At 59.2% G+C, this 16669-nt stretch carries 16 protein-coding genes; 12 read left to right on the forward strand and 4 right to left on the reverse strand.

Features of this window, described 5'->3' with window-relative positions:
* Positions 1-78: 78 nt before the first annotated feature.
* The gene (locus BC363_RS34250) at positions 79-297 is read right to left on the reverse strand and encodes a hypothetical protein (RefSeq protein WP_139110075.1); all 219 of its coding nucleotides are present in this window, start codon (positions 295-297) and stop codon (positions 79-81) included.
* Positions 298-408: 111 nt separating this feature from the next.
* Between BC363_RS34250 and BC363_RS08910 the strand changes: the two genes are divergently transcribed.
* The 5 genes from BC363_RS08910 (at position 409) to BC363_RS08930 (ending at position 5724) form a co-directional block, all read left to right on the forward strand.
* Complete coding sequence (locus tag BC363_RS08910) at positions 409-1752, forward strand: extracellular solute-binding protein (RefSeq protein WP_065782149.1); 1344 nt, start codon at positions 409-411, stop codon at positions 1750-1752.
* A 76-nt stretch (positions 1753-1828) separates the two neighbouring features.
* Entirely contained in the window at positions 1829-2719 is an 891-nt protein-coding gene (locus tag BC363_RS08915; protein ID WP_065782126.1) for a sugar ABC transporter permease, read from the forward strand.
* 7 nt (positions 2720-2726) lie between these two features.
* Positions 2727-3614, forward strand: coding sequence for an ABC transporter permease subunit (locus BC363_RS08920; RefSeq protein ID WP_065782124.1), 888 nt, complete (start codon positions 2727-2729; stop codon positions 3612-3614).
* A 42-nt stretch (positions 3615-3656) separates the two neighbouring features.
* Complete coding sequence (locus BC363_RS08925) at positions 3657-4784, forward strand: sn-glycerol-3-phosphate import ATP-binding protein UgpC (protein ID WP_065782122.1); 1128 nt, start codon at positions 3657-3659, stop codon at positions 4782-4784.
* 25 nt (positions 4785-4809) lie between these two features.
* Positions 4810-5724 (forward strand): sugar phosphate isomerase/epimerase, encoded by a 915-nt coding sequence (locus BC363_RS08930; protein WP_065782120.1) that lies wholly within the window; start codon positions 4810-4812, stop codon positions 5722-5724.
* A 100-nt stretch (positions 5725-5824) separates the two neighbouring features.
* On the opposite strand, the gene BC363_RS08935 is transcribed toward BC363_RS08930, so the two are convergent.
* Positions 5825-6193, reverse strand: coding sequence for a hypothetical protein (locus BC363_RS08935; RefSeq protein WP_065782118.1), 369 nt, complete (start codon positions 6191-6193; stop codon positions 5825-5827).
* 274 nt (positions 6194-6467) lie between these two features.
* A complete protein-coding gene (locus BC363_RS08940; RefSeq protein WP_065782117.1) occupies positions 6468-6818 on the reverse strand; it encodes a hypothetical protein in 351 nt (116 codons plus the stop codon).
* A gap of 410 nt (positions 6819-7228) precedes the next feature.
* Here BC363_RS08940 and BC363_RS08945 point away from each other — a divergent pair, with 410 nt between their 5' ends.
* Positions 7229-9415 (forward strand): PBP1A family penicillin-binding protein, encoded by a 2187-nt coding sequence (locus BC363_RS08945; RefSeq protein ID WP_244519829.1) that lies wholly within the window; start codon positions 7229-7231, stop codon positions 9413-9415.
* Positions 9416-9875: 460 nt separating this feature from the next.
* Here the strand turns inward: BC363_RS08945 and BC363_RS08950 are convergent, their stop codons facing one another.
* On the reverse strand, positions 9876-10148 hold the full coding sequence (locus BC363_RS08950; RefSeq protein WP_065782115.1) for a DUF2188 domain-containing protein: 273 nt from the start codon (positions 10146-10148) through the stop codon (positions 9876-9878).
* 166 nt (positions 10149-10314) lie between these two features.
* On the opposite strand from BC363_RS08950, the gene BC363_RS36210 reads away from it, so the two are divergent.
* The 6 genes from BC363_RS36210 to BC363_RS08975 all read left to right on the forward strand — a co-directional run bounded on the left by BC363_RS36210 (position 10315) and on the right by BC363_RS08975 (position 16660).
* Positions 10315-10620 carry a L,D-transpeptidase family protein gene (locus BC363_RS36210; RefSeq protein WP_280137928.1) on the forward strand — a complete coding sequence of 102 codons (306 nt, stop codon included), beginning with the start codon at positions 10315-10317 and terminating at the stop codon, positions 10618-10620.
* Positions 10621-10835: 215 nt separating this feature from the next.
* Positions 10836-11621: a DUF899 domain-containing protein gene (locus tag BC363_RS08955; protein WP_065782113.1), complete on the forward strand. Its 786-nt coding sequence runs from the start codon at positions 10836-10838 to the stop codon at positions 11619-11621.
* Positions 11622-12396: 775 nt separating this feature from the next.
* Positions 12397-13452 carry a LacI family DNA-binding transcriptional regulator gene (locus BC363_RS08960; protein ID WP_065782111.1) on the forward strand — a complete coding sequence of 352 codons (1056 nt, stop codon included), beginning with the start codon at positions 12397-12399 and terminating at the stop codon, positions 13450-13452.
* A 125-nt stretch (positions 13453-13577) separates the two neighbouring features.
* Positions 13578-14846 carry a sugar ABC transporter substrate-binding protein gene (locus tag BC363_RS08965; RefSeq protein WP_065782109.1) on the forward strand — a complete coding sequence of 423 codons (1269 nt, stop codon included), beginning with the start codon at positions 13578-13580 and terminating at the stop codon, positions 14844-14846.
* A 105-nt stretch (positions 14847-14951) separates the two neighbouring features.
* Positions 14952-15848, forward strand: coding sequence for a sugar ABC transporter permease (locus BC363_RS08970; protein ID WP_065782108.1), 897 nt, complete (start codon positions 14952-14954; stop codon positions 15846-15848).
* Positions 15845-16660, forward strand: a complete 816-nt coding sequence (locus BC363_RS08975) for a carbohydrate ABC transporter permease (protein WP_065782106.1) — start codon at positions 15845-15847, stop codon at positions 16658-16660. Before BC363_RS08970 ends, BC363_RS08975 begins: the two co-directional genes overlap by 4 nt.
* Positions 16661-16669 lie beyond the last annotated feature (9 nt).

Genomic DNA, 16669 nt, shown 5'->3' on the forward strand with positions numbered 1-16669 from the left:
CCTCCCTTGCAACCCGGACCAGCCGGGCGGATCGGGGGCTGACCGTCAGCGCCAGCAGAGGTGTCGAGTGTCGCATTTCTAACTGGCTGGCGGCGCCGCATCTCTAATCAGCTGTGACAGCATGTCCCAGGGGGCGGATTCCATTTTCAAATGCAACAGAGACAAATTGGCCCAGGTTTCAGGAGGATGGATGTGGCCCGCTCTTTTGTGCAGCTGAGTATGGATGAACGCCGCGTCATTGGGCGGATGCATGAGAAGAAGATCAGCCAGGCGGAGATCGCGCGGATCAAGTTTCATCGTTTCATCATGGAGATTGGCACGGATTGTCACAGTCGGATGCTAGCAGAGGCCCGGCTTCATTCGTGTCACCGATTGGTTGGCCCATCCTATCTGCAAGGAGCATTGGCAATGAGAATCTCCGTTACTCAGTCCTTTATCGCAGGCCTTCTGGCGGCCACCACGCTCGGTGCCTCGCCGGCTGCGGCCGAAAAGACGAAATTCGAATTCTGGTACGGCCTTTCTGGCGATCTTGGAGAACGGGTCCAGGATGCCTGCAAGAAATTCAACGACAGCCAGGCCGAGTTCGAAATCGTCTGCACCTCCCAAAATGGCTACGACACGACCCTGCAAAACACGATTGCCGCCTACCGTGCCAAGAAACAGCCGGCGATCACGCAGATCTATGATGCCGGCACTCTGGACATGATGCTGTCCGGCGCATTCGTGCCCGCCAAGACGCTGATGGCCGACAATGGCTACACGATCGACTGGAACAACTATTTCGGCGGCATCGCCAACTACTATGCAACCGCCGGCGGCGAATTGAACTCCTTCCCCTTCAATTCCTCGACCGCAATGTTTTATTACAATGCCGACGCCTTCCAGAAGGCTGGCGTGGACTTCAAACCGGATACCTGGGAACAGGTCGACGAAGCGGCCCGCAAGCTGAAGGCTGCCGGGTTCGAGTGCCCGCTCGCCTTCAACTTCGATACCTGGGCGCTCATGGAGCAGTTCTCGGCCATCCACAACCAGCCGATCGCCACCAAGGCGAATGGTTATGAGGGGCTGGATGCCGAACTCGTCGTCAACAAGACCAAGTTCGTCGATCACGTGAAGTTCTTCAAGAAAATGGCCGATGAAAAGCTCTTCGTCGTCAAGACCAAGCAGCTCGGCATGGATATCGTACCTGCCTTCACATCCCAGACCTGCCAGATGATACAGACCTCGATCGCCGACCATGGCACCATCGGCAAGTCTCTTCCCGAGGGTGTGAAGTGGGATGTTGCCATGCTGCCCGTATGGAAGGGCACGGAGCGTCAGAATTCGCTGGTCGGTGGCGCCTCCCTTTGGGTGCTGGCTGGCCGTCCGGAAGCGGAGTACAAGGGTGCAGCCGCGTTCCTCAACTACATCGCGACACCGGAAATGGCCGAATGGTGGTCGACGGTAACGGGCTACATTCCGGTGACAAAAACCGGTTTCGACGCCATGAAGTCCAACGGGTTCTACGACAAGGCGCCCTATAAGGGGCGTGAGTTCGCCATTCAGAGCCTTTCCTTCACCCCAACGTCGGAAAACACCCGCGGCATTCGCCTGGGCGGGTTCACGCAGATCCGCAAGGAATTCGCGACGGCCCTCGAGGCAATCTTCATGCAGAACGCGGACGTACAGGTTGAACTCGACAAGACGGTCGAGCGCGGCAACGCCGTTCTGCGTCGCTTCGAGAAGACCTACGCCGGACAGACGCTGAACTAAAACCCGATCCGTCCGGAGCCTGCCGCAGTAGTGGCGGGCTCCCATTTTCTGTTCTTACGCATCGGAATTTGTACACATGGACAAGCGTGCGGCCTTTCGGAGCTGGTGGTTGCCCAGCCTATTCGCCCTGCCGCAGATCATCCTGATCCTGCTCTTTTTCTATTGGCCGGCAGTCGCCGTGCTGCGGTGGGCATTCACGCTCGAGCCGCCCTTCGGGGGAGCCGCGGAATTCGTCGGCCTTGCCAACTTCCAGGAAGTGTTTGCCGACCCGCTCTACTGGAATTCCGTGGGAGTGAGCCTGGCATTTGCCCTGTGCGGAACCCTTGCCACCATTTTCATCGGCCTTGTCCTTGCTCTTGCGGTCGACCGGCAGCTACCGGGTTCCGCGCCATTCCGGTTCCTCTATATCCTGCCTTACGCGATTGCCGGGCCCGCCGCTGGCATGGCCTTTCGTTTCATCCTGTCGCCCGAGCGCGGGTTGATGGCATCGGTCAACGCCGCTTTTCCGGACTTCTGGAACCCGGCCAAGTACGGCAGTCACGCCCTTATCCTTGTGATTGTCGTCTTCGCGTGGAAATGGGCGGGGTACACCTTCATCTTCCTTCTCGCGGGCCTGCAATCTGTTCCGCGATCGCTCATCGAGGCGGCCGCGATGGACGGCTGCGGCCCGATACGCCGCGCGGTCGACATCCAGATACCGATGCTGGCGCCAACACTCTTCTTCCTGCTTGTGATCATGATGACGGAAGGTTTCGTTGGCGCGGACACTTATGGCATCGTCGCACGCGCGACCGATGGCGGCCCGAACCACGGCACGGATGTGATGGTCTACCGCATCGTCGAGGAGGCGTTCCGCGGATTGAATTACTCCGGCGCGTCGGCCCAGAGCCTCGTGCTCATCGGCCTCATCATGATCTTCACGTTCATCCAGTTCCGCTTCATCGAGCGCCAGGTCCATTACAAGTGAGGCTTACATGATTCAGCGGACTCCTTTCGCAAACGCCCTCACCTATGGCGTGATGGTCTTCGGCTTCCTCCTGCTCATAGGTCCCTTCGCAGTCATCGTGTCGGGTGCCAGCCAGACATTTCAGCAGGTCAACGCCATACCCTTCAGCTTCCTGCCCCAGGACCGCCTGCTTGAAAACATGAGCGCCGCCTGGACGCGGGCGAGCCTCGGTACGGCGATGCTGAACAGCTTCGTCATGGCCAGTCTGGTGACCGTCGGCAAAGTCGCGCTGTCAGCGCTGACGGCCTTTGCCATCGTATTCTTCCGAACTCCGCTCAAGGGCTTCTTTTTCTGGATGGTGTTCATCACCCTGATGTTGCCGCTCGAGGTGCGTGTCGTGCCCACCTACGCGGTTGCCGCCGATCTCTTCCAGCCTGTTCGGCTCCTCATCTCCGCCGTGACCGGCTTCGAGGTTTCCGTCGACTGGAACCTTCTCAACTCCTACGCCGGCCTCACGCTGCCGCTGATCGCCACGGCGACCGGAACGTTCCTCTATCGCCAATTCTACCTGACCCTGCCCGATGAACTGGCGGAAGCGGCGCGGATGGACGGATCAGGCCCGATCCGCTTTTTCATCGATATGCTCTTGCCGCTCTCACGCACCAACATGCTGGCGCTGACCACGATCATGTTCGTCTACGGCTGGAACCAGTATCTCTGGCCTCTCCTGATGGTGACGGACCCTCAATACAAGACCACGATGATGTCGCTGGTCGCACTTCTGCCGTCCGACAACGGCACTCCGGACTGGAACGTGACGCTTGCCGGTTCCCTGATCATCATGCTGCCGCCATTGATCGTCGTTGCCGTCCTGCAGCGGTGGTTCGTTCGCGGCCTCGTGGCTACGGAAAAATGAACCCGCTTCCCCAAATCAGCATAAACAAAAAGGTCCACGCTCATGGCTGACATCGCAATTCGCGCCGTGCGTAAATCCTATGGCAAGACCCCCACCTTGCATGGCATCGACCTTGCTTTTGCGTCGGGAGAGTTCGTCGTGATCCTCGGTCCGTCCGGCTGCGGAAAATCCACGCTCTTGAGGATGATCGCGGGGCTGGAGGAAATCACCGCGGGTGAGATCGCCATCAACGGCCGGGTCGTGAACAGGCTCGAGCCGCGCGAGCGCGGTTGCGCCATGGTGTTCCAGAATTACGCGCTCTATCCGCACATGACTGTCGCGGGCAACATCGGATATGCCCTGAAGGTGGCTGGTGTGCCAAAGGCAGAGCGCCTCCGCCGGATCGAGGAGACAGCCAAGATCGTCGGGCTCGCGGACTATCTCGATCGCAAGCCCGCGGCCCTCTCCGGTGGCCAGCGGCAAAGGGTCGCCATGGCGCGCGCGATCATCCGCGAACCGAACGTATTCCTTTTCGACGAACCGCTGTCGAACCTGGATGCCAAGCTGCGCGTCACCATGCGCGCCGAGATCCGCAAGCTCCATCAGCGCCTGTCGGCGACGTCCGTTTTTGTCACCCACGATCAGGTGGAAGCGATGACGCTGGCCGACAAGCTGGTCGTCATGAACAAGGGCGTCGTCGAACAGGTGGGCCAGCCGCTCGACATCTACCATCGTCCGGCAAGCATCTTCGTCGCCTCCTTCATCGGTTCACCGGCGATGAACCTGTTTGACGCTCACATCAGTGTTAACGACGGTTGCCTGGCGTTCGGCGGTACGAAGATGCCGATCGAAAAGGCTCTTGCCGCGCGTCTCGGTGAAAGACACGTGACCGTGGGCATTCGTCCGGAACAGTGTGTCGTTGCGTCTGAAGCAAGAGGCATCGCGATGAAGGTGGACTTCGTCGAGGAGCTCGGATCTGGCCGTGTCATCCATTCGGAATTGGGTGGCCAGCCGTTTGCAGCCTGTATCGATGAAGAAACGCACGTAAGGCCCGGCGATCGGATCGCGTTGGAACTGCCACTGGCGCACTTGCATGTCTTCGACCGGGAGACCGGTCGACGTATCGAGCTTGAATTCGAGCCACGCAGTGGCCGCGGTGCGACCAAGCGGCAGATGCTCGAAGCAGTCTGATCACAACATCGAAGGAAAGATGGCAATGAACGAAATCATATCCGCCGTGGGCTTTTGCAATCGGACCGGCAAGGGAGACCTGTCGAGCCTTGACGTTTCCTTGCGTGAAATCGCCGATACGGGCGCCGATGCCTGCGAGATCGGGATCTATGGCGAGGAAATCATAAGCGGAGGTCGGCTTATCGAGGACCGGCTGCAGCGCGTCGCCGACATAACCCGGCACTACCCGTTCAAGAAGCTCTCCCTGCACGGCCAGATCGTCTCCAATTTCATGGATCGTGAACATCTCGGGCTGCAGAAGAAGGTCGTGCGGGCGATGCTCGAGCTTTGCAATCGCCTCGAGGCAGGTATCCTCGTGCACCATTCCGGTGCGGCTCGGCTCGCCGACGGAGAGAACGCCGCCGATCTCGACCGGATGGAACGCGATGCGCTGGCGGAGATGGCGGACATCGCAGGACAATACGGCGTGCGCATCGCCCTTGAGAACATCTTCACGACCGAAAGCGGTCAGTATCGGCAAACACCCAGCCAGGTTGCAGAAACCGTGCGCTCGATCGGTTCGGACAATGTCGTGGCGCTCATCGACTTCTCGCACGCCTATATCGAGGCCACTTACCGGGGGCTGGATTTCCGCGAACAATTGCGCGCGATGGCCCCGGTGACTGGTCATCTGCATGTGCACGACAGTTTCGGACTGCCCTATTCGATGAAGCATTTTTATCACCCGGCCGAGGCGACCGCGTTGGGAATCGGCGATCTGCACCTGCCTATCGGCTGGGGCGACATTCCATGGGAAGACATTTTCTCCGAGCTTACCTTCCTTCCGGATACGACGCTGATCATGGAGATCAACGCCGAGCGCTTTGCCGACCAACAACCAGCTTGCCTGGAGCGTGCAAGAGCCCTGGCCGCCCGGCTTGGCCTTCGCGCCGCAGCCTGACGGCCTGGTGCAGCAGGCGTTAGCGTAGCAATTATCAAAGAGACCGCGCACTGCTCCGCAGGCGCGGTCTCTCATTCTTGCGGTCGTCCTGGTTCCCGGACTATTTTTGTGATCGCTCCAAAAGGATGCGCATTTCGTCGAACCTCCTTTTTCGCGCCGCGTCCTCCTCCTGGGGCGAATAGCAAGTGTTCGATTGGCAGAACCGAACCAGTGTAAAAGGCGGCTTCGCGTCACGGAATTCACACGCAAACGTGTCCGACATTTCCGATTTTGCCACTCCGGCGCGCGTCGAATAGGTCAGCCGAACACCGGGCGGTTTCAGTTCCGGAAAGGACTGAACGATTCCAAGCTGCAAAACGTCAGTCAGAAGGAAGTTTTTTGCGACCGTCGCACATACCGCCTCCAGATCCCCGGATTGGGCGAAAGCTGGAAATGCGACCAGGTTCAACAAGAGCGCGTAGCGTTTCATGCCGTTCCTCCAAGGCGTTATCTGCTGAATAACTAGAGGACGGACAGCAATATCAATCGGCTAACGAGATGAAATCTCGATTTGGCGGCATCGCGCGCGGGTAACTTGACGATAGGTGTGGGTGGCGATCGACACATCCGACCCCTTCGCCTCGACAACTTTTCGGCGATTTGAGGTGCCCATGCCCGGCGGAAATTCGACTGTCAGAGGGAGCAGGCTGGACGTGCGGCGCCAGAGACCGCCGCAACTCTCAAGGTTTGTCCACGAAGCGCGCTTATCCGATGCGAGGACAGCCTGGCCGATTGGCAAATGCCACCGTAACGAACCGCCCGCGCCGTTCGCCGTCGATGATGATCTGCCTGCGCGTAACGGCCTGGATTTCCGGGTCACGAACTCCGAGTCTCAATGCACGACGAAGGGCTTGGCGCTCGCTACAGCCAAGCCGCTCGTACTCGTCGTCGTAATATCGACGGTCTCGATCTCTATCGCGGAGCTCCAGGCCTGGGCGTCCGTCGGGCCCGATGTAGAGGTCCAGGGACTGCGCCGATGACGTGGATAAAGCGGCTGAGAGGGCGCCGACCGCGACCAGGCTTGCCGCCAGAAAGTTGTGAATGGACTTTTGCATGTTCGCCTCCTCAGTGGAGTTCAGTTGAACCTATTGAAAACTGAACGAGGAAGGCGGACTAAGGTTCCGCCGTATCGACGGCGGTTGCCGCGTGCCTTTTTCGTTCGCCAATCACAATGGCGCGGAAGGGGCGACAACCCGTTGCCGTTTACCGCGTTCCGTCGCGATCGCTACCGGTTGCCGTCACCGCCTTTCTTCTGCCCTTTCCCGCACTAATTTCTTAGACGGAACAATAGCGCCGGCAGGAAATGACCCACTCTGCAGACAGCCCAAATCAGACCGACGGTAAAAGTGCCGACTCTTCGACAATGGGGGCCGAACCAGAAAACCTTCAGGCAGTGGACGAACCGCTTGTAAGCCCCAACGAAAGCGGGGAAGTGATCGCATCGTCACGGCAAGGCGATCCGCAAATGCCCGAGCCGCACCCACCAGTCTTCACAGAAAGCAAGCGTGCGCTTCGCCATCTTGCATCCGCTTTTCGCCGCGATCTCGGCATGGTCGGGCAGCATTGCTTGGCGGGTTCATCCGCGCTGGTAAAAATGCTCAAACCGGCCGCCAGCGCTTCGCGCGCTTGGATCCCGCACGATTTTATGCTGAAGACGGCATCAACCACAGGCTCGCTTCGCAAATTCATATCCGGTGCAATTAGCGTCATTTCCAGGCCCGCATGGCTTCCTCCCTTGCGACCCGCACCACGGTCATGGAAAGCCGGGATTTTGACGGTGGTGTTGACCTTTGCGATCTTCGTGACCGGAATGCTGATCTGGGCGCTGAAGGATGTCCCGTGGGAAGAAATCGCCGAGGGCTCCCTAAAACCTGTTGTGGTCCTTGAAGCGGCGGACGGCGAGCCAATCGTAAGACAGGGCCCTTTCCAGGGGCCCTATGCCCGATACGAGGAGTTTCCCGGACATTTGGTCGATGCCGTTCTTTCGATAGAGGATCGGCGGTTCATGGTCCATTACGGCGTCGATTTGAAAGGGATCATGCGGGCGGTGCTGAGAAACTTCCAGGCTGGCTCGGTCGTTCAAGGTGGCAGCACCATTACCCAGCAACTGATCAAAGTGCAGTATCTTGAAAGCGATCGCACGCTGAAGCGCAAGCTGCAGGAACTGGTCATCGCATTCTGGCTCGAGTGGAAGCTCGGCAAACGCGAAATCCTCACGCGATACTTGAACTCCGTTTACCTTGGATCCGGCGCGACAGGAATGCCCGCGGCGGCCCGTATCTACTTCAACAAGGACATCGCCGCACTCAACGTTCAGGAGGCCGCGATGCTGGCCGGACTGCTGAAGGCGCCGAGCCAATTGAATCCGATCGACAATTTTGAGGCCGCACGTGAAAGGACGACAACGGTCCTCGACGCGATGGTGGCAAACGGCAAGCTCGAAGCGAAGGCTGCGTCCGCAGCCAAGGCGGAGTTTGCCGAGTTGCGCCCGACCACCCCGACGTCGCGCTCGGGCAGTTGGTTTGCAGACTGGATCTTGTCCCAGGCCGGCGAAATTGCGGGAGCCTCTCCAGGTTCGACAACAGTGCGCACGACGCTGGTACCACGCCTTCAGCAGCTTGCCGAAGATGTGGTCGCTCGCAATCTTGATAAGGATGGCAAAGCGCTGGGTGCGTCGCAGGCAGCGCTGGTGGCGATGACACCCGATGGAGCAGTCGTCGCCATGGTGGGTGGACGCGACTATAAGACCAGCCAGTTTAATCGCGCCGTCGCCGCCAAGAGACAGCCGGGCTCAACATTCAAGCTATTCGTCTTTTATGCAGCATTGAAGAGCGGACTTACCCTGCGTGATCGGGTCTTCGACGGCCCGATTGAAGTCGACGGTTGGTCGCCGCAAAACTCGACAGGCCGCTATCGCGGTTGGGTGACAATTGCGGAAGCCTTTGCCCGATCTCTCAATGGCGCAACCGTAGCGCTTGCGCAGGAAGTGGGCATCGAGAACGTCGTCGCCGCCGCAAGGGAGCTTGGTATCGACAGCCCACTGAATCCGGTGCCGGCATTGGCGCTCGGATCATCCGAAGTCAGTCTGCTTGACCTGACGGGTGCCTATGCTTCGATCCGCCTTGGCAGATCCCCCGTCGAACCCTGGGGCGTGATCGACTTTCAGGCGTCGACCCAAGCCAAGGCGTTCCGCGTCGGTCCGCTGGTACCCGCTTCGGCCGATCTCTCCTCTTACCAGCAGGATCTGGTGAGCCTCCTGCAGCTCGTGGTCGAGCGTGGTACCGGGCGAGACGCTTCTCCGGGCGCATTTGCAGCCGGAAAGACCGGCACCAGCCAGAACAATCGTGACGCCTGGTTCGTGGGTTTTACGGAAGATCTTGTTGCCGGCGTCTGGGTCGGTAACGATGACGACACGCCCATGAAGGGCGTCACCGGGGGCGCGCTTCCCGCTCGCATTTGGCGGGATTTCATGCAAGCGGCGATGGCGCAACCTGCGCCCCAGATCGATCCAGATACGGGGCTCATGACAAGCCAAGGAACGCCCGCGGCGTCCTGCAATATCAGGGCTTGCGCCGGGAGCTATCGATCGTTTCGAGCTTCCGATTGTACCTACCAGCCATATTGGGGAGAGCGGCGGCTGTGTGAGAGGTAGGTTTGGCCCGCCCAGATAATTCACATTTCCAAGCCGTTTAATTTTGTCGTCCTTGGCCGTCCGCCTCGCAAGTCGAGGGAACAACTGCTCTCGCTATCAAGCTTATGTCAGGCAGCATCAGTCTGCAACTTTACAGCGCCGTGCGTCAAATATGACGCGCTAAGGACGCTGTAACACCCTAAACTTGCTGCATAATTTTCTCCTTAAATCGATTCCGATTTAAGGAATTATGCAGTAATCGTCTGGGGACCGGAAGACGGTTGCATGCCTGCAGAGTCTGGCCAAGATTATTCGTGCGACCTGCCGGATGCACAGCAGTATCTGATCGCCGGTGCCGGTCATTAGCTGCTGGAATCGCACTTTGACGGCGCACAGGCGCGAATTTCTTAGCCGGCTATCCGCATCGGGCCGATGCCGCTCAAACTGCCGGCAATATTCTGGCTGCAGCTGCGTCCACGATCTATGGGGTTTCGTGCCCTTTCGGTTCGTTGCTGCGATCGACCACTTCGGTATCGGGTCGGTCTTCGCCATCGGCGTGTTCCTGACGCCAATTCCCGCTTCCGTCCTGATACTCGATTTCCTCGTCTTTCCCCGCGCTTTGGTGTTCCTGGGCGGCAATGCGGGCCGCCTCAAGAGCCTCGTCATGAGAGGGAAAAGCTTCCGAGAAGACACCGCCCGACTTGTATGCCCAGCCGCCGTCGTGAGGGACAACCTCGTATTTCGTTTTCGCCATTTCCACCTCCGATGCACAAATCCCATTTTGACGACGCCAAGCTGATTTCTGCGACACCTCCGGTTCACGCCGAAACTGATGCTCTTTGTTCCAACAGCCGCAGTGAGCGCCTTCGAGCCGGGTATTTCATATTTCAGATAGGGCGCCGAGATCGCAATGGTACCATATGCAGAACCTTCACGTGCACACCTTCACCACGGCCGTCCGCCGGCGTGCTGACCAATGCATTGACAAGTCTTCCAATCGTGGTCTTCCCGCCCCGGTGGCTGATTGGAGCAATGCGCGCGGGCATCCGTTCTGCGCCCATAAACAGAGACAAATTTGTTGCAGCACTTATAATATTCACGGAACACCCGAGCCTGCGCTCATTGACAAAGTCGGTTCGCACGGCTGCGTCCGCCTTGCAAACTGGGATGTGGAGGAATTGGCCGCAACGGTCAAACCGCGGGTTAGCGTCGAATTCGTGGATTAGTTGCTCACTGCTTGAGCTAAAAACGCGTGCATCGCCTGCTCACGTAGCCGTGGCAAAGAAAACATCGGCAGGCTGCCGCCCGGCGTGGGCAGAGCAGAAATGGTCATCGTGTCAGCGGAAATGCCGCCACACTTGTTACTCCCGTCGTTTGATTTCCGGTGCAAGACTATCTCCTATTCAGCAATGAGCGAACTCGCACCAACGAGGAGGTTGCCATGACGACAACAACGGACAAAAGCGAACACGGAGCCATGCAGAGACCATCGGTCGTCTCGGCGCAGGCGTGGGAAGAAGCCCGCCAGCAACTGCTGGTCAAGGAAAAGGCTCAGACCCGTGCCCGTGACGCCCTGGCGGCAGAGCGTCGGCGAATGCCGTGGATGGAAGTGGACGCCGGTTATGTCTTCGAGGGGCCTTCAGGCAAGGCCAGCCTACTCGAACTCTTCGCTGGTCGGCACCAGTTGATCGTCTATCGGGCCTTCTTCGAGCCGGGGGTATTCGGTTGGCCAGACCACGCCTGCAGAGGGTGCTCCATGGTAGCCGACCAGGTTGCTCACCTTGCCCATCTGAACGCCCGTGACACCACGCTGGTTTTCGTTTCGCGTGCTCCGCAGGCGGACATTGCGCGGCTGAAGGCTCGGATGGGCTGGCAGATGCCCTGGTACACCATTACCGACGGTTTCGACGCCGACTTCGGTGTCGCCGAGTGGCATGGCACCAACGTGTTCTACCGCGACGGCGGGCGCGTGTATCGCACCTACTTCATCAACAACCGCGGCGACGAGCAGATGGGGAGCACGTGGAACTACCTCGACATCACACCGCTCGGCCGCCAGGAAGTCTGGGAAGACTCGCCCAAGGGCTACCCGCAGACGCCGACATACAAATGGTGGAACTGGAACGACAGCTACGTCGCAGACGCCGCACCCGACCAGAAGTGGGTCGAAGTGTCGGAGGCCGGCGAAGCGGCATTCCGGGACAAACAAGCCAACGCGAAGCCCTGAATACGCCTACGGAGGAAGCGTCTCTTTCCTCTCGGGTCATCTAGCTCCAGCGTACGGTCTGAGGACAGATCGAGCAGACGGCGCCCCACATAATTGGCAGCGCGGTGGGCCGCCCTCTTCGTTTCGCTAGTTGCCTGGAGCAATTGCAGGGGTTCCGGCTGGGGCCACCTCTGGTCCCGGCCCAAATGCGAGAATGCTGAGCGCGAGAGCGACCAGTACGCAGATGAGTATGAGGAAGGCGAGGCCGGCTTTGTCCATCATCATCAGGCCCTTAGTATCGGATAATCGATGCAAGAGAAATTTACCTGACCCGTCCGGGCTGAGGACTGGTGGCTGGACGTCCCGCGCCAGCGCGACGCCGAATCCGATGATGCTCCAACACCGCCTAGGCTTGGCCCTGCACTGTTCTATTGCAGTGTTGCGATGCTATCTATGGCCAGCGCCTGGTGCGTTCATTTCCCTTCTTTTCTTGAAAAGAGGTGGCGCCGGCCGCTTGCCTTCCGCCGTGCGCGAAGTCGAAAAGAGGGGGCGCCTCTGAGGCGATGACCCTGAGGCTCGACGAACCGAATTTGACATGTCGCTGAGAAGTCTGCGACACCGGGTGTTTCCTTGGGGGCAACTTACCGCTTGGCTATAACTGCGCATTTTTAGGCCCTGCGGTCATACGTTCGCTGGTCTTATGACGCCTGAAGGCCTGGTAAAACTTTACTAAAAGCGATTTCGGAATTCGTGCGGATGTGACATAGTCGCCCGATGACAACAATGGAATGACGGCATGGTCACTATCAAGGAAATCGCCAAAAGCGTTGGCGTGTCGTCGGCCACGGTGTCGCGGGTGCTCAATTACGACCCCGCCTTGTCCATCTCGCCCGCGAAGCGCCAGGCGATCATCGAGACCGCCGAGGCTCTGAACTATGAGACCCCGCGCAATCGCAACAAGGCGAACGGACAGGTTGCCCCCAGCCTTTTGACGAAGCTCGTCATCGTGCACTTTCTCGAGCCTTCGGACGAGATTGCCGACCCCTACTATGTCGGCGTCCGGCTTGGCATCGAAAGCCGCTGCCGTGACTTGAGGGCGGAGATCGTCAAGGTCTTCCATTCCGATGCGCTACCCGAGGCGTCCCTGCTCGAAGGCGCATCGGGTGTCATCGTCATAGGCAAGCACTCGGACAACGAGATTGAGTGGCTGAACCAGCATGCCCGGCACATCGTTTTTGCCGATTTCGACCCCAGGAGCGACCGGATCGACAGTGTATTTTCCGATGTGGGGCTCGCCACTTGCAAGATCCTCGATGCTTTGAAATCCAGCGGATACAAGCGCATCGGCTTTATCGGAAGCCACGAAAACCTCAATGGTGCCGTGCAGCATTTCGCCGAGCGCCGCTGTGCGGCGTATATCGACTGGCAGAAGAAGAACGGTACCTTCGCGCCCGAGCTTTTGGCGCTCGCGGATTGCTCGTCGGGTCAGAGCCTTCGGCTGGATACCGGTTATCGTCTCGCGCGCGAATTGCTTTCGCTCACTGACCGTCCGGATGTGATCGTGACGTCCAACGACAATATGGCGATCGGCACCTATCGGGCGGTCCAGGAGGTCGGCCTGTCGATCCCGGGCGACATTGGCGTCATCTCCTTCAACGACATCCCCGTCGCACAGTTCCTGACGCCGTCGCTGACCACGGTGCGCATTCATGGCGAACATATCGGCGAGACGGCCGTCGACCTGTTGCTCGAGCGTCTTTCCGGTCGCAGCTACGGCAAGCAGGTGCGCATCGCCACGGAACTCGTCTGGCGCGACAGCTGCCGCAAACCCTTGGAATCCCAGTCGTTGTGACGCTGCTCCAGGTGCGAAGTAAATATTTACTAAATCGCCCTTGCGTGTTGCCTGAATTTCGGTAACTCTTGCGCGGACGGCAGGAGAGGAGACCCTGCCCTCAGCAAGTTTCTAGGGAGGAAACAATGTATCGCAAAACGAACCTGTCGCGGGTGGCGGCTGGCGCGCTCGCCGCAGCGAGCCTGCTTGCGTCCACCGCCGCCTTTGCCGGTGAAGTCACGATCTGGTGCTGGGACCCCAACTTCAATGTCGCAATCATGAAGGAAGCCGCGTCGCGCTACAGCGCGAAGCATCCTGAGACGACCTTCAACATCGTCGACTTCGCCAAGGCCGATGTCGAGCAGAAGCTGCAGACGGCGCTGTCCTCCGGCACCACCGATGCCTTGCCGGATATCGTGCTGATCGAGGACTACGGTGCGCAGAAGTACCTTCAGTCCTTCCCCGGCGCTTTCGCCGAGCTTTCCAGCAAGATCGATTTCTCCGGGTTCGCGCCCTACAAGGTTCAACTGATGACGATGGACGGAGCCGTCTACGGCATGCCGTTCGATTCGGGCGTCACAGGTCTCTACTACCGCAAGGATTACCTGGAACAAGCCGGGTTCAAACCCGAAGACATGCAGAATATCACCTGGGACCGTTTCATCGAGATCGGCAAGCAGGTCGAAGCCAAGACCGGCAAGAAGATGCTCGGCCTCGACGTCAATGATGCGGGCTTCGTGCGTATCCTGATGCAGTCCGCCGGTGGCTGGTACTTCGACAAGGATGGCAATCTCTCGATCGAGAACAACGCGGCCTTGAAGGCGGCACTCGAGACCGAGCAGAAGATCCTGCAGGCCAATATCCATAAGCCGGCTGCCGGCTGGACGGAATGGGTGGCGACCTTCACCTCCGGCGACGTCGCCACCGTGACGACGGGTGTGTGGATCACCGGTACGGTCAAGGCTCAGGCCGATCAATCCGGCAAATGGGGTGTTGCGCCCATTCCCAAGCTTGATGTCGAGGGCGCTTCGCATGCCTCCAACCTTGGCGGTTCCAGCTGGTATGTTACCGCAGGCTCCGCCGAGAAGGACGAGGCCATCGATTTTCTCAACGAAGTCTACGCCAAGGACATCGATTTCTACCAGAGGATCCTGACGGAACGCGGTGCCGTCGGCTCGCTCCTGGCTGCCCGCAACGGGCCGGCCTATTCCGAAGCCGACGCCTTCTTTGGCGGCGAGAAGGTCTGGCAGAATTTCTCCGACTGGCTGGCGAAGGTTCCGGCGGTCAACTACGGCGTCTTCACCAACGAGGTAGACACGGCGGTCACCGCGCATCTGCCCTCGCTCGGCCAGGGTGCCCCCATCGATGACGTATTGAAAGCGGTCGACAGCCAGGCCCAGGGCCAGATCCAGTAACGGCCCAAAGGCAGGCGGCAACCGCCTGCCTCTTTCGCTGGAGGGTATGCGGCCATCACGTCGCGTGCCTTCCGCAATGTCGTCCCTTTTCGTTGAGAGCATCCCATGGCTGCCGGCAAAACAGGCGGATTGAAGCGCTATTACGATCTGAACGGCTGGTTGTTCGTCGCCCCGTCGTTGCTTCTCATCGCAATCTTCCTCGTCTATCCGATCTTGCGCTCGCTCTACCTGTCGTTCTTCTCGGGCAAGGGCATGATGATGAAGTTTGCCGGCTTCGGAAACGTCGCGCGGCTATGGAATGACCCGGTCTTCCTCCAGGCGCTAACGAATACCGTCACTTTCTTCGTCGTGCAGGTGCCGATCATGATCACGCTGGCGCTTATGCTCGCAGCGGTCCTGAACGACGACAAACTGAAGTTCATCGGCTTTTTCCGCACCGCCATTTTCCTGCCCTGCGTCGCTTCGCTGGTTGCCTATTCCGTGCTCTTCAAAAGCATGTTCTCCGTCGACGGCGTGGTGAACTCCGCACTTCTGGCGGTCGGTCTGATCGCCACGCCGATCGGCTGGCTGACGGAACCCTTCTGGGCCAAGGTGCTCGTCATCCTCGCCATCACCTGGCGCTGGACCGGCTACAACATGATCTTCTACCTTGCGGCGCTGCAGAACATCGACAAGTCGATCTACGAGGCGGCGAGGATCGACGGCGTACCCGCCTGGGCTCGCTTCGTCTACATCACCGTGCCGATGCTGAAGCCGGTGATCCTGTTTACGACGATCATCTCGACCATCGGGACGATCCAGCTGTTCGACGAGGTCTACAACCTGACCGAGGGCCGCGGCGGCCCGGCGAACGCGACGCTGACGCTCTCGCTCTACATCTACAATCTGACCTTCCGCTTCATGCCGAGCTTCGGCTACGCAGCGACCATTTCCTACGTCATCGTGATCATGGTGGCGCTTCTCTCCTTCCTCCAGTTCTATGCGGCGAGGGATCGCTCATGAACGCCTCGCGCCTTTTCACAGCCGCGCTGCAATACGTCTTCCTGGCGACCGCAGCCTTCCTGTCGATTTTCCCGTTCATCTGGATGGTGATCAGTTCGACGAACACGTCGATCGACATCATCAGCGGCCGAACGGGCATCGGCGAGGCTTTCGCCACCAATGTCGCCAACTTCTTCGCACAGGTCGATGTGCCGCTGGTTTTCTGGAACTCCACGAAGCTCGCGGTGCTTGCGACGCTGCTGACGATCGTCGTGTCGTCGCTGGCCGGCTACGGCTTTGAGATGTTCAGGTCCAAGGCGCGCGATCGCATCTACGCGCTGGTGCTTTTGACACTCATGGTGCCGTTTGCGGCGCTGATGATCCCGCTTTTCATGATGATGGCGAAGAGCGGCCTCATCAACACGCATATCGCAATCATGCTGCCGACGATCGCGTCCGCCTTCATCATCTTCTATTTCCGCCAGTCGACGAAGGCCTTTCAGACGGAGCTTCGCGATGCGGCCAAGGTCGACGGCCTCAAGGAGTGGCAGATCTTCCTCTACATCTACGTTCCGGTGATGCGCTCTACCTACGCGGCCGCATTCGTCATCGTCTTCATGACGAACTGGAACAACTACCTCTGGCCGCTCATCGTCCTCCAGTCGAACGAGACCAAGACGATCACCTTGGTCGTCTCCTCGCTCGCGTCCGCCTATTACCCCGACTACGGCGTGGTCATGATCGGCACGATCCTCGCCACCCTCCCCACCCTTTTCGTCTTCTTCGTCATGCAGCGCCAGTTCGTCCAGGGCATGCTCGGCTCAGTGAAATAGGAAAGTCGT

The organism is Ensifer sp. LC384 (assembly GCF_001695865.1).
In the GTDB taxonomy this organism is placed as follows: Bacteria; Pseudomonadota; Alphaproteobacteria; order Rhizobiales; family Rhizobiaceae; genus Ensifer.